This is a genomic window from Actinoplanes sp. NPDC049599 (assembly GCF_044465625.1).
Lineage (GTDB): Bacteria > Actinomycetota > Actinomycetes > Mycobacteriales > Micromonosporaceae > Actinoplanes.
Window position 1 is genome coordinate 69435 of sequence record NZ_JBITLX010000016.1, and the last position, 13472, is coordinate 82906.

The window sequence follows — 13472 nt, forward strand, 5'->3', positions numbered from 1 at the left end:
GATGCTCGAGGTCCCGATCGCAGCGCTCGACCCGGCGACACGGCTGGCCGGAGCGGGGCTGCACGACTCCGCGGTGTGGTTGGCCACGAACGGCCCGGACGTCGACGCCGTCCAGACGATGGTGATCGACGCGGCACCGGACGGCACCGGCGCGCACGAGGGGATCTACCGGGCCCGGTTCCGCGCCGGCCCCACGCCCGCCACGTTGCATCCGGTGGTGTTGCTGGGGCTGCCGCTGGCCGAGGCCGAGCAGTGGGAGCCGACCACGGTGCTGGGCAGCCTGAGCGGACCGGTCCGGACCGAGTTCGACGATTCAAGGGCGGCTGCGGTGGCCGGCCTCGTCCGCGCCGCCGCGGCGTCCGCACCCGGTGCGGTCATCCTGCCGATGATGGGGCACCGGGCGGCGCTGGCCCTGGCCCCGCTCGTGCCGCACAGCACCCTCGTGCTCGGCCCGGTCGTGTCCGGTCACGAGGCGCTGCCCGTAACCGAGACGCAGTACCTGCGTCAGCTCGGCCCCCGCAAGCGTGCACTGTGGCGGACGGAGGACCGCATGCTGCGCGACGGCGGCCGGGAGATCGTCGAAGGCCGGCTGACGCCGGACCTGGTCGAGGACCTGATCGCGCTGCAGCGGCAGACCCAGCGCAGGCACCTCGCTCCGGGCGGCACGCGCATCGTCCGGGCACGCATGCTCGCCCTGCTCAAGTCTCCCCTGGCGCCACACACCACCATCTTTCGGTGCCTGGCGGGCGGTGCCCTGGTGGGCTACGCGATGACGGTCGAGTACGGCGACACGCTCCACCTGCTGTCCATCGGCCTGGACTATGCGTCCATCGGCCGGCACGCCGAGTATCCGCATCTCATCAGTCATGCCCCGGTACGCCATGCGATCGCCCGCGGCCTGCGGCGGGTGGACCTGGGCATCGGCGGCACCCACCAGAAGTACGTACGGGGCGCCGTGCCGCAGCTGACGTGGACATTGCTCGCCAACTCACCGCCCGGATGGTCGGCCGAGTCGGCACGGAGCATCTCCCGGGCTCGGGCGCTGGCAACGCTCGCGGAGGTCGGCCGGCGGCTGCCCCCGGAGCAGAGGGCCGCGCTCGCATCCTACGAAAACGCCTCTCCGAGGCTGACAGGGAGTGACTGATGACCCGCGACCGTGCGCTGGACATCGCCGTTGTGGGAGTCGCGGGGCGATTCCCGGGTGGCGTTGATGCCGACGGGCTGTGGTCCGCGATACGCGCCGGCCGGGTGCTGGTGGCCCGGCACGAGCGTGCTGCGCTGCTGGCCGCCGGGATCCGCGCCGACCTGCTCGAGGACCCGGACTACGTGCCGGTCAGCGGCTACCTGCCGGACGCCGAGCGGTTCGACAACGAGGTCTTCCGGATCAGTCCCCGGGACGCGGAGATGATGGACCCGCAGTACCGGCTCATGCTCGAGACCGCATGGACGGCGCTGGAGGACGCCGGCATCCCGATCAAGGCTCCGGGGCACACGACGAGCGTCTTCGCGTCGACCAGCGGCAGCGGCTACCTGCGCACGATGCTGTCCGGCGGACCGCTGGACCCGGTGACCCTGGACCAGGCGCTGCACGGCACCGAGCCCGACTTCATCGCGAGTCTCATCGCGTACAAGCTCGGTCTGACCGGCGCCGCGATCGGTGTGCAGACGGCCTGCTCCTCCGGTCTGGTCGGCGTCCACCTCGCCGCGCAGGCACTGCTCAGCGGCGACTGCGACCACGCCGTGGTGGTGGCGGCCGGCATCCCGTTCCCCCAGGGCGGGTACGTCAGCGTCCCGGGCGGCGTGCTGTCGCCGACCGGTATGTGCCGGCCGTTCGACGCCGGCGCCGACGGGGTGGTCCCGGGGGCCGGTGTCGCCTGCGTCGTGCTCAGCCGGCTGGGCGACGCGGTCAAGGAAGGCCTGCGCCCGCACGGGGTCATTCTCGGCTCGGCGGTCAACAACGACGGCACGGCCAAGGCCGGCTATTTTGCGCCCTCGCTGACCGGGCAGGAGCGGGTGATCACGTCGGCCTACCGCGTCGCGGAGGTCGACGCGGCGTCGGTCGGTTACCTGGAGACGCACGGCACCGGGACCCGGATCGGTGACCCCATCGAATGGGCCGCGGCGTCCGCGGCGTTGACCGCCCTCGGCGCCGAGCCGGGCCGGATCGCGGTCGGAGCCCTGAAAGCCACCATCGGCCATCTGGATTCGGCAGCCGGCATTGCCGGATTGATCAAGGCTCTGCAGGTCGTCAAGCGGGGCGAGATCCCGCCGGTGGCCGGGTTCGCCCGGCTGAATCCGCTGCTGGGCACCGACTCACCGTTGTTCGTGCCGACCGGGCGGCAGCGGTGGACGGGCCCCGGCCCGCGCCGGGCGGGCCTCAGTTCGTTCGGTATCGGCGGCACCAATGTGCACCTGGTCGTCGAGGAGCCGCCCCCGCCGGCGCTCCGGTCCGATCGGCCGGCCGGACCGCGGCTGATCGCCGTCTCCGCGCCTGATGCCGCCGGGCTGGCCCGGTCGGCCCGGCGCCTCGGCGAGCACCTCGGCGCGAACGATGTCGCGCTCGACGATGTGGCGGCGACGCTCGCCGCCGGCCGAGCGGAGTTCGACGCCCGGACGGTGGTTGTCGCCGAGACCCGCGCGCAGGCGGCGGCCGCGCTGACGGCTGGTACCGAGGAGCTCCGGACATGCCTGGCCGGCGACGACATCCGGCCGATGGTGTTCCTCTTCCCCGGGCAGGGCGCCCAGCGGCCCGGGATGGCGCTGCCCTTCACGGCCGCCGTCCCCGGACTCGCCGATCACCTGGACCGTTGCCTGAGCCACTTCGACGCCGGCCTGCGGACCCGGCTCCGGACCGCCCTGTACGACACGTCCACGCCGGCTCCCGTGGTGGCCGACACCGCGGTGGCACAGCCGGCCCTGTTCGCGCTCGAATACGCGCTCGCGGCCGGCCTGGGCGACCTCGGCCTGGTCCCGTCCGCGGTGGCCGGGCACAGTCTCGGCGAGGTGGTCGCGTACTGCGTGGCCGGATTGCTGGATCTCGGCGCGGCTGCCGAGTTCGTGGTCGCCCGGGCCCGGACGATGAGCGAGTGCCCGCCCGGGGCGATGCTCACGGTCGGCTGCTCCGCGGCCGACGCCCGCCGCCTGATCGCCGAGTCCGGCCTGCCGGTGGAGCTGGCCGCGGTCAACGCACCGGAGCTCAGCGTTGTCGCCGGGCCGATCGATGCGGTCAAGTCCTTCGAGGCCGGGCTGGACGCCGACGTGTGGACCAAGCCGCTCCGGGCCAGCCACGCCTTCCACACCAGCCTGATGGACGCCGCCGTGGCGGACCTCGCGGCAACGTTCCGGCCGGCCGGGTTCACCGGCGCCCGGGTGCCGCTGGCATCCGGTCTCACCGGCGAGTTGATTCACCCAGGTGGCACAAGCGACCCGGACGCCCTGATCGAACAGGTCCGCGCACCGGTCCGATTCGGTGATGCGCTCGACCGGTTGAGCCGGTGGCGCGGCGACGCGATCGCGGTGGAGCTCGGGCCTGGGCGGTCGCTCAGTGTTCTGGCCGAGATCGCCGGCATGACGAGCGTGGCGCTGGATGCGGACAACGGCGCCGGCCCCCTGGCCGCGCTCGGCCGGCTGTGGACCCTCGGCCAGCCGGTGCGTCTGGCCGCCCTCACCGCGGGTGGATCTCGCGTGCACCTGCCGGGGTACGCCTTCGGCGGAGATGTGCATGTCGCTCCCGAGGTGCTTCGCGCCCGCACCGACGCCGCGCCGGCCGCCGCGGCTGCCCCGGCCGTGACGGATCCGCCGCCGGCGCCACCGGTCGCCGCGATCGACTCCCCTCGCGTCGAGGCGGCCGCGATCGTCCTTGAGGCGTGGCGCGGGCTGCTCGGCCACCAGGACCTGGACGGTGACGCCGACTTCTTCGCCCTGGGCGGGAACTCGATGCACGTGACCGTTCTCGGGCGCCGCCTCCGGGAGGCCGTCGGGGTCCGGGTCCCGCTGCGCGACCTGCTGGCGGCGCGGACCCTGGACGCGCACATCAGCCTGGTCACCGGGCTGATGTCGCGATCGGCCGGTGACGTCAGCCGGCGGTGACACACCGCCGGACGATGGCCTCCGTCAGTTCCTCGACCAGGCCCGGGTCGTACATGCCGTCCGGGTAGCCGGCCACGATCGAGGCCGCACCGGCACCGCCCAGGCTGACCTCGACGGAGATGCCCGGCGGGGTGTACCCGTCGGGCCGGACCGGCATCGGCACCTTCGTGCCGGGCAGGCCGTCGAGGTGGAATGCGGGCCCGTCCTCGGCATCCACGACGTTCAGATGAAGGAACGGTATCGACGGCATGCGGTCGTAGGCCTCCGGGAACCTGATCCTCAGGAACTCGTCATGGCCGAGCATTCCGTGCAGTGCCGCATGCATGGCGGCCGAACGCACCTGCCGGTACAGCGTGGTGACCGGCTCGTCCCGGCCGACCGCCACGCGCAGCTGACACGGCCCGGCGAGGGACCCCACCAGATCCACGGCGACCGGCCAGGTCCGGCGGGAGTACCCGAAGAGCAGCGCCACGTCGTCGGAATCGGCATGGTCACGGACACTGGCGGCGCCAGCCGTCGCCAGCAGCACGAACGATGAGGCGCGCAGGGTGCGCATCCGCTGCCGCATCGTCCGCACCTGCTCATCGGTGATGGCGAGGGTGTGGTGCCGCCGGCCCGCCGCCGGGTCGTACGCTCCGGCGGTCGGCACCGTCAGCCGAGGGTAGGCCGCAAGCCCCTCGTTCAGCCCGTCCCAGTGCGACAACGCCGCCGCACCCTTGTCACCGGCCAGCCACTGCCGTTCCTCCCGGGCGAACGCCGCCGCATCGGACCGCACCTGATCGAAGGCCGCCGGATCCTCGGCGGCCAGTCCGTTGTAGACATACTGCAGGTCCGCCAGCAGCAGGGGTTCCGATTGGCAGTCGAAGACCGTGGTGTCGACGGCCAGCCCGAGAAGATCGCCGGCGGGTTGCCGGACCACCGACGCACGGAGCAGCGGCCGCTCGTACGGCTGGAAACCGGAGCCCAGCCAGGCCAGGGCCGCGGACTGCTCCGCCGCCGCCACCACGGGATCCGGGCTGAGGCGAACCACCCGCAGCGGCCACCGGGCCGCCGCCGGTGGCAGGCACACCGCCACCTCGATCGGTTGGTCGGGGGCGAAGCAGGTACGCAACGCGCTGTGCCGGCGAGCCAGGAGCCGCAAGGCGGTCTCGAGGCGGGGAAGGTCGAGTCGCCCGGCAAACCGGTAGCCGATTGTCTGCGGCTCCTTCCACAACCGGTCCGGGCCGCGCAGGACGGCCAGGCGTCGCATCTGGCTCGAGTTCGTCGGCACGGACCGCGCCTGACCTGTGCTCATGCGCTGTCCGATGCTCTCATCAGCTCGGCTCGCAGCGCCGCGCGCGCCGGCTCGCCCGCGCCGGCCCGGCGCAGCGCCTCGATCGCCGCCCCGCTCGCGGGTGGCAGGTCGAGAACCCGGACGGACGCAGCGGGTGCGACCGCCGCGATCCCCTGCCGGATGCGCTCGTACAGGCGCTCATCGCCGTTCTGGAGCACGCTGCCGCCCAGGACGACCTCGGCGTCGGACCGCACCAGCCGCAGCCGGCGGAGCAGCGCGCCGGCCATCGCGGCCACCTCATCGCCGAAATCCTCGATGAGCCGCACCGCTACCGGGTCGCCGTCCGCGGCGGCGCCGGCCAGAACCGGCGTCAGCGCGGCCACGGCGGTCACCGGCAGCCGTCCCAGCTCGATGGCGACCGCCACGTCAGCGGCCCGGCGATGCCCGAAATGGGACGGCACCGCCCGGGACAACAACGTGGCCGGTCCCCGCCCGTCATCCGCCCGGACGGCGGCGCCGAGGGCGTGCAGTCCCAGCCAATGTCCCCCACCGATGTCCCCGCTGTGAAAACCGAAGGCGAGGAATCCGGCCGTACGGCCGTCCGCCCGTACCCCGATCGCATTGATGCCCACCCCGGCGACGACGGCGACGCCCCACGGACGGGTCGCTCCGGCGTACAGCACGGCGAGCGTGTCGTTGTGCACGAAGGTGTCCTCCGCGAGCGGGGCCAGCTCCCGGGCCGCGAGCCGACGCTCGTCCGGCAGGTCCAGATTGGCCAGGAGGAACACCGCGGACGACGGGCGGACCGCGGCCAGCCCGGCCTCCCGACGCGCCGCCGCGACCAGGTCGTGCAGGTGGGCCCGCCAGGCGGCCGGATCAGCCCGGGGTGAACCGACCCCGGCGCCGCGCACCCGGGTCAGCAACTCGCCGGTGACCGAGACGACCAGCACCTCCGTCTTCGAGTTGCCGCCGTCGACGCCGATGACATAGCCGGTCATCGGCGGCCGCCCGCGAATCGCGGCAGGTGCGCGCTGTTGGCGTCGAGCAGGGCGTCGAGCAGCGGCACCGCGACATCCCACTGCCGGACCAACGGGTTGGCCAGCAATGCCCGCAGGGCGGTGTCCCGGTCGCCGGTGGTCGCCGCCTCGATCGTCAGGACCTCGTACGCGGTCACCGCCTGCATCAGGGCGAGCATGTCCGGCGCCGGTGGGGCGACGCGGACCGGATGGGCACCGTCCTGATCCACGTACGCCGGCACCTCGACGACCGCCTCGTCGCTCAGGCCGGCCACGGTGCCGTTGTTGCGGACGTTGACGTAATGATGGGCGCCGTCGCCGGTCAGCAGCGACGTGGCCAGTGCCGCGGCCGCTTCGCTGTAGTAGGCGCCGCCGCGCTCCTCGAGCAGTGCGGGTTTGTGGTCGAGCGCCGGATCGGCGTACATGTCGAGCAGTTGCCGCTCGACCTCGATCACTTCGACGGCGCGGTGCTCGCCGCCGCGCTGCGCCTGCACGGCCAGATCGGTGCGGTAGTAGTAGTTCAGGTAGGAGGACGGCACCGCGCCCAGCGTGCGGATCAGCTCGATGGGGTGCTCGGTGAGCTGGGGAAGCACCCCGGCCGGACCCGCGGCGATCAGCGCGGGCAGCACGTCGACACCGTCGTGCAGAACCCGCCGGACCCAGGTCAGATGGTTCAACCCGACGTGGTCGAGGCGAATCCGGCCGGTCGGGATGCCGAGCGCGGCCGCGACCCGGCGGTGGAACTCGATGGCCACATTGCACAGACCGATCGCTCGATGGCCCTCGTCGAGCAGCGCCCGCGTGACCATCCCGACCGGGTTCGTGAAGTCGATGATCCAGGCGCCCGGCAGCGCGCGGCGCCGGACCCGCTCGGCGATGTCGAGCACCACCGGCACGGTCCGCAGCCCCTTGGCGAACCCTCCCGGCCCGGTCGTCTCCTGACCCAGCTGGCCGAACTGCCCGGGCAGCGTCTCGTCGACGAGGCGGGTGCGCTGGCCGCCGACCCGGAGCTGCACCAGGACGGCCGCGGCGCCGTCGATCGCCGCGTCCAGTGTGGACGTCGTGGTGAGCCGTCCCGGCCAGCCCTGCCGTTCCATGATCCGCCGGGCCAGACCGCCCACCACCGCGAGCCGATCCGCGGCGATGTCCTGCAACACGAGCTCGTCGACCCGCATCGCCGCATCCCGCCGCGCGAAGCCCTCGATGAGTTCGGGGGTGTACGTGCTGCCGCCGCCGATCACCGCAATCTTCACCCGGGCATCCTCGCAGAACCCTCGCCCGCGCGTCCGCCCGCGGCGCCGGACGACGACGATCGCCGGCCCGCTCGACATTTATCGGACTCAATGGAAACCTAAACGTTACGCACATTTTCCCCCTTTCGTACCGCGACCCACGAGGATCACATGCATCGACAGGCATATATGCCTGGGATCGTGGGGAGGAAACACGTGAGATTTGCTGTCGCGCTGGCCGGTGCCATCGTTCTGGCCAGTGGGGGCCTGGTGGCCACCGCCACAGAGGCAACGGCTGCGCCCGTCACCCCGGGCTCGTCGCTGCTCGACCAGGCAGGACCGGCGATCAAGAAGTCACCCAAGGACCGCTATGCGATCCACAGCAGCAAGAAGGGGATCGTCCGCTACGCCCGCACCTACGACGGCCTGCGCGTCGTCGGCGGCGACCTGGTCATCCGCACCAAGCCGGACGGCACGTACGCGGCGTCCTCGGTCGGCCTGACCAAGCCGCTCAGTCTCGGCACCAAACCGTCGGTCAGCACCGCCGCGGCAACCGCCACCGCGAAGAACGAGTTCCGGGGCACTGTCACCAGGACCGGCAAGCCCGAGCTCTTCGTCGATGCCACCAGCGGCCTCGGCAAGCTCTCCTACGAGACGGTGATCAGCGGCTGGGCGCCGGACAAGCAGACGCCGTCGGTGTTCCACGTCATCACCGACGCGCTGACCGGCGCGGTCGTCGGCTCCTACGACGAGATCGAGAACATCGCCGGCACGGGCAACAGCGTCTACGCCGGCGAGGTCGCCATCGAATCCACCGCGTCCGGCGCGTCCTACACGCTGGTCGACCCGGTGCGCGGCGGCGGCTCCACCTGCGACATGAACAACCGCACCTCGGGCACCTGCACCACGTTCACCGATGACGACAACACCTGGGGCACCGGCGCTCCCACCGACCGGCAGTCGGCCGCGGTGGACGCGCACTTCGGCGCGGCGGTGACCTTCGACTACTTCAAGACAGTGCACGGCCGCAACGGCATCTTCGGCGACGGGCGGGGCGTGCCGTCGCGCGTGCACTACGGCAACGCCTACGTGAACGCGTTCTGGGACGGCGCCCAGATGACCTACGGCGACGGCAGCGGCAACACCAAGCCGCTGGTGGCGCTGGACGTGGCCGGGCACGAGATGTCCCACGGCGTCACCGAGAACGTCGTACCGAACGGGCTCACCTACTCCGGCGAGTCAGGCGGCCTGAACGAGGCCACCAGCGACATCTTCGGCAGCATGGTCGAGTTCTACGCCAACAGCACCGAGGACGCCGGCGACTACGACATCGGCGAAAAGATCAACATCAACGGCAACGGTACGCCGCTGCGCTATATGGCCAACCCGGCGCTCGACGGCCGCTCGCACAGCTGCTGGTCCACCTCCACCGGCGGCGTCGACGTCCACTACTCCTCGGGCGTGGCCAACCACTTCTTCTTCAACCTGGCCGAGGGCAGCGGCGTCACCCCGTACGGCACCTCGCCGGTCTGCGGCACCGCGGACGCCGTCGCCGGCATCGGCAGGGACAAGGCCGAGAAGATCTGGTTCCGGGCGCTGGACGCGTACTTCGTCTCGAACACCAGCTACGTGAACACCGCCAATCCGGCGAACACCGCCCGCGCGTACACCCTCGCGGCGGCCACCGACCTCTACGGCCTCTGCGGCACCGAGTACAAGGCCGTGCAGGCGGCGTGGACCTCGGTGAACGTGGCCGGCAACGACGAGGAGTGCTTCGACGGCAACAACTTCTCGCTCACCCTCTCGGCGGCCACCGCGGCCGTCGGCCCCGGCGAATCGACCACGATCACGGCGACCACCGCACTGGTCAACGGCGAGGCCGAGCCCATCACCTTCTCGGCCGGCACCGCACCGAGCGGCGTGACGATCTCGTTCGAGCCGGCCACCGTCACCGCCGGCGAGTCCACCACGATCACGATCAGCGCCGCCGAGAACGCCGGGCGGGCCGGCGCACCGGTCACCATCAGCGCGGTCGCACCCTCGATCACCCGCTCCAAGGCGCTGACCGTGACGGTGGGCAGCGTCGCCGCCTGCACCGCCACCAGCAGCACGGCGGTCGCCATCCCCGACAACACCACGGTGACCAGCACGGTCGCGCTCACCGCGTGCGCGGCCACCCCGTCGGATGCGAGCACGGTCGAGGTGCACATCCAGCACACGTACATCGGCGACCTGGTGGTCAGCCTGGTCGCACCCGACGGCTCGGCGTACGTTCTGCACAACCGGACCGGCGGCAGCACCGACAACATCGACCGGGCCTACCCGGTGAACCTGACGAGCGAGACCGCGAACGGCACCTGGACCCTGCGCGTGCAGGACGCCGCCGCGATCGACACCGGCAGACTGACCGGCTGGACCCTGTCTCTCTGACGCCCCGGCGATGCCCGTCCCACCTCCCGTGGGGCGGGTATCGCCCTCCACCCACCTGCCGGTCGCCCGGGTCAGCCGTGCAGCGAGGCGAGCAGGTCGTAGACCAGGTACGCGGGCCAGACGAACGCCTTGAGCACGCCCAGCACCCCCGACCACAGTCCGTCGGCGTGGCCGAGATAGTAGATCAGGGCGCCGATGAAGCCGAGGCCGTACACGGCGTCGCCGCCGCTGCGGTTGCTGCCCCAGGTGCGGTTGCTGCCCCAGGTGCGGCTGGTGTCGTTGGCGGTCATGTGCGGGCTCCTCCGGGTGGCGGTCACAGGTGTTCGGCCAGGAATCGTTCGACCGCGGCGTAGTAGGTCTCCCGGTTCGCGGGCCGGACCAGGCCGTGGCCCTCGTCGGGGAACAGCAGGTACTCGTACGGCTGGCCGTTGTCCCGCAGCGCCGCGACGATCTGCTCGGACTCCGCCCGGGTGACCCGGACGTCGTTGGCGCCTTGCACCACCAGGACCGGGATCCGGATGTCACCGGCCCGCGACAGTGGCGACCGCGCCCAGAGCAGGTGCTGGTCCCGGTCCGGGTCGCCGACCTGGGCGTTCATGAAAGCCCGCAACGGCGACCGGTACGGCGCCCCGGTGGCGAGCAGGGTCAGCAGGTTCGACGGCCCGCACAGGTCGACCGCGCAGCGGAACACCTCCGGGGTGAACGCCGCGGCGGCCAGGGCGGCGTACCCGCCGTAGGAGCAGCCCATGATGGCGACCCGGTCCGCGTCGATCGGCCCGGTCAGGTGTGCCACCGCGTCCAGCAGGTCGTCCTGCATGGCGGCGCCCCACTGGCGGGCGCCCAGGTTGCGGAAGTGCTTGCCGTAACCGGTCGAGCCGCGGAAGTTGACCTGGACGCAGGCGTAGCCGCGGTCGGCCAGCCAGAGGGCCTCCTCGTCGAAGCAGAACGAGTTGCGCGCCCAGGGACCGCCGTGCACGTTGACCACCGCGGGCAGCGCGCGGCGCTCGGCGCCGTGCGGCCAGGTGACGTAGCCGTGCACCTCGACGCCGTCGCGGGCGGTGAACACGAACGGTTCCATCCGGGCGAGCTGGTGGCCGTCCAGTTCCGGCTGGTGGGTGAACAGGAAGTCGAGCCGGCCGCCGGCGCGGTCGTACCGGTGGTACTGCACCGGGCCGTCGCCGCGGACCACGGAGACGATCCACCGCTCGCCGGACCGTTCGGTGCGCTCGACGTAGACCTCGGCGTCGACGCCGCGCAGGATCAGCTCCGCGCGGATGCGGTCCACGTCCTTGGCGAAGTCCTCGTCGAGGAACACCCATTCGTCGCGGTCCTTGGCGAACACGACCGCCTGCGGCACCCGGGTCACCGGGTCCAGCTCGACCTGTTTGACGTCGTAGGTGGGGTCCTCGGCGAGCAGCCTGCGGTGGCCGGTCGCCACGTCCACCGCGAAGAGCCGGCTGGCGTTGGCACCGATCGACGACAGCAGGTACAGGGTGGCGCCGTCGCGGGCGTACCCGATCACCCGGGTGCCCAGCACGTCCTCGTACGGCACGTCGAGCCACGGCTCGCCGTCGAGGTGGACGGTCATGCCCCCGCCGGCGTTCATCGCGGTGCCGCCGCGGACCCGCAGCTCGGTGTCGATCACCCAGCTGAGGTATCCGGGGTTCTCCGCGACCCGGGTGAGCCCGGCGGTGGACAGGTCCAGCAGGTACACGTCGTGCAGATCGCGGCGCTCCCGGTTGAGCCCGATCACCATGGTCCCGGGGTGCCAGCGGTTGTGGGCCAGGACCCGGGTCTGCACCCCGTCGAAGGGGGTCGCACACCGCTCGGCGCCGGTGTCCAGGTCGAGCAGGTACAGCCGCCAGCTCTCGTCGCCGTCGACGTCGCGCAGGTAGTACAGGGTGCGGTCGTCGTGGCAGAGGCCGTAGGTGCGGATGCCGCGGCCGCGGTCGTGGGTGACGGGCTCGGCCTGCTCCGGCCGGGACAGCGGCGCCGACCAGACGTTCATCACGCCGTCGTCGGGGGCCAGGAAGTACAGGCGCTGCCCATCCGGTGAGATCTCCGGGGCGAGGCGGGCCGGATTGCCGAACAGCACGGTGCGGGGTATCAACGGAATGTCCTTTCGCCGGTGACGGACGCGGCAAGCTCGGGGAACTGCGCGATCGCCTCCCCCGCCGACAGCGGTGGTCCGCCGCCCGCGGGGGGCCGGTGGGCCGCGGGGGCGAGCAGCGTCTGGGCGCGGAACAGGTCGGTCATGAGCCGTGGGCTGGTCAGGGTCGCGCGGGCGATCAGCTCCCGGGCCGGTCCGGCGCCGCCGGTCGTCCCGGGCCCGCCGGGGCCGGTCGCCAGCTGCCAGGACCGCTCGGACTCCTGTGCCATCGCGGTCTGCAGCAGCGGCGCGACGGCGGCGTCGGTGCCGTGCCGGTCCAGTTCGGCGGCCAGCCGCAGCGCGCTCATCGCGGCGACCGACATGCCGTGCGAGTAGACCGGGTTCACCGCCATCAGCGCGTCGCCGAGGACCACCAGGCCGTCCGGGCGGGGGCCGCGCTCGTAGAAGCGCCGCCGGTTCACCGTGCCACGGAACGGGCGCAGGTCCCCGACCGGTTCGGCGCGGGCGATCAGCTCGGCGATGACGGGGCTGCTCAGCCCGTACGCCCGGGCGGTGAAGCCGGCGGGGTCGCGGGGCGGGCGGGGACCGACCAGGGTGACCATCCACCGGCCGTCCTCGATCGGGAAGAGCGTGCCCCCGGTGGGCAGCGCGGCGGCCGGGTCCGGATGGATCATCACGGCCGGGGTCGCCGGGTCGGCGTCCCCGGGCGCCCGGTACATCCGGGTGGCGTAGGCCAGGTGCGGATCGATGCTGACCTCGTCGACGCCGGCCGCGCCGAGGCCGGCCAGCCAGTGCCCGGCGCGGGAGCGGCGGCCGGTGGCGTCGACCACCAGGTCCGCGGGCAGCGTCGTGACGCCGCCGCCGGCGTCGCGGACCACCACGCCGGACACCCGGGCGGGGTCACCGGTCAGGCCGATCACCTGGGTGCCCTGGCACACCCGGACGGCCCGGCCGGCCAGCGCCCGGCGGCGCACCACCCAATCGGTCAGCCATCTGCTGCAGGAGATGAGGTAGGCCCCGGTGTCGTAGCGCCGGAACCAGCCCTCGGCGCTGCGGATCAGCGAGTCGCCGGGCAGCCCGCGCCGGTGCGCGCCGCCCGCGAGCAACATGTCCACCACCCCGGGCAGCAGGGTGTCCAGGGCCCGGGCGCCGGCGGTCACCAGCAGGTGGCTGTGGAACGCTTGCGGCAGGCCGGACCGGGGTCCGGGCCGCTGCGGGTACCGGGCACCCTCGATGAGGACCACGTCGCCGGTGTGCCGGGCGAGCACGTTCGCCGCCAGCACGCCCGCGAAGCCCCCGCCGAGGACCACCGCTCTGGTCAT

Annotated in this window: 9 protein-coding genes; 3 read left to right on the forward strand and 6 right to left on the reverse strand. The window is 72.6% G+C overall.

Annotated elements, in window-relative coordinates:
• Position 1: 1 nt before the first annotated feature.
• Complete coding sequence (locus tag ACIBQZ_RS25965) at positions 2 to 1144, forward strand: GNAT family N-acetyltransferase (protein ID WP_396091380.1); 1143 nt, start codon at positions 2 to 4, stop codon at positions 1142 to 1144.
• Positions 1144 to 4089 (forward strand): type I polyketide synthase, encoded by a 2946-nt coding sequence (locus tag ACIBQZ_RS25970; protein ID WP_396091381.1) that lies wholly within the window; start codon positions 1144 to 1146, stop codon positions 4087 to 4089. The genes ACIBQZ_RS25965 and ACIBQZ_RS25970 overlap by 1 nt, the downstream gene beginning before the upstream one ends.
• Here ACIBQZ_RS25970 and ACIBQZ_RS25975 read toward each other — a convergent pair.
• Genes ACIBQZ_RS25975 through ACIBQZ_RS25985 form a run of 3 tightly spaced genes read right to left on the reverse strand, consistent with a single transcriptional unit; the run spans position 4076 to position 7631 of the window.
• Complete coding sequence (locus tag ACIBQZ_RS25975) at positions 4076 to 5383, reverse strand: condensation domain-containing protein (RefSeq protein ID WP_396091382.1); 1308 nt, start codon at positions 5381 to 5383, stop codon at positions 4076 to 4078. The two genes, ACIBQZ_RS25970 and ACIBQZ_RS25975, sit on opposite strands and share 14 nt — an antisense overlap.
• Positions 5380 to 6360: an N-acetylglucosamine kinase gene (locus tag ACIBQZ_RS25980; protein ID WP_396091383.1), complete on the reverse strand. Its 981-nt coding sequence runs from the start codon at positions 6358 to 6360 to the stop codon at positions 5380 to 5382. Before ACIBQZ_RS25980 ends, ACIBQZ_RS25975 begins: the two co-directional genes overlap by 4 nt.
• The gene (locus ACIBQZ_RS25985; RefSeq protein WP_396091384.1) at positions 6357 to 7631 is read right to left on the reverse strand and encodes a 6-phospho-beta-glucosidase; all 1275 of its coding nucleotides are present in this window, start codon (positions 7629 to 7631) and stop codon (positions 6357 to 6359) included. The genes ACIBQZ_RS25980 and ACIBQZ_RS25985 overlap by 4 nt, the downstream gene beginning before the upstream one ends.
• 195 nt (positions 7632 to 7826) lie before the next feature.
• Between ACIBQZ_RS25985 and ACIBQZ_RS25990 the strand changes: the two genes are divergently transcribed.
• Complete coding sequence (locus ACIBQZ_RS25990) at positions 7827 to 10040, forward strand: M4 family metallopeptidase (RefSeq protein ID WP_396091385.1); 2214 nt, start codon at positions 7827 to 7829, stop codon at positions 10038 to 10040.
• Between the two features lie 71 nt (positions 10041 to 10111).
• Here ACIBQZ_RS25990 and ACIBQZ_RS25995 read toward each other — a convergent pair whose 3' ends face one another.
• Genes ACIBQZ_RS25995 through ACIBQZ_RS26005 form a run of 3 tightly spaced genes read right to left on the reverse strand, consistent with a single transcriptional unit; the run spans position 10112 to position 13472 of the window.
• Positions 10112 to 10330, reverse strand: coding sequence for a hypothetical protein (locus ACIBQZ_RS25995; protein ID WP_396091386.1), 219 nt, complete (start codon positions 10328 to 10330; stop codon positions 10112 to 10114).
• Between the two features lie 23 nt (positions 10331 to 10353).
• Positions 10354 to 12150 carry a S9 family peptidase gene (locus tag ACIBQZ_RS26000; protein ID WP_396091387.1) on the reverse strand — a complete coding sequence of 599 codons (1797 nt, stop codon included), beginning with the start codon at positions 12148 to 12150 and terminating at the stop codon, positions 10354 to 10356.
• Positions 12147 to 13472, reverse strand: coding sequence for an NAD(P)/FAD-dependent oxidoreductase (locus ACIBQZ_RS26005; protein WP_396091388.1), 1326 nt, complete (start codon positions 13470 to 13472; stop codon positions 12147 to 12149). The genes ACIBQZ_RS26000 and ACIBQZ_RS26005 overlap by 4 nt, the downstream gene beginning before the upstream one ends.

Coding starts and splice junctions, on each gene's coding strand:
- ACIBQZ_RS25965 (WP_396091380.1), top strand. CDS start 2: ATGCTCGAGGTCCCGATCGCAGCGCTCGACCCGGCGACACGGCTGGCC.
- ACIBQZ_RS25970 (WP_396091381.1), top strand. CDS start 1,144: ATGACCCGCGACCGTGCGCTGGACATCGCCGTTGTGGGAGTCGCGGGG.
- ACIBQZ_RS25975 (WP_396091382.1), bottom strand. CDS start 5,383: ATGAGCACAGGTCAGGCGCGGTCCGTGCCGACGAACTCGAGCCAGATG.
- ACIBQZ_RS25980 (WP_396091383.1), bottom strand. CDS start 6,360: ATGACCGGCTATGTCATCGGCGTCGACGGCGGCAACTCGAAGACGGAG.
- ACIBQZ_RS25995 (WP_396091386.1), bottom strand. CDS start 10,330: ATGACCGCCAACGACACCAGCCGCACCTGGGGCAGCAACCGCACCTGG.
- ACIBQZ_RS26005 (WP_396091388.1), bottom strand. CDS start 13,472: ATGACCAGAGCGGTGGTCCTCGGCGGGGGCTTCGCGGGCGTGCTGGCG.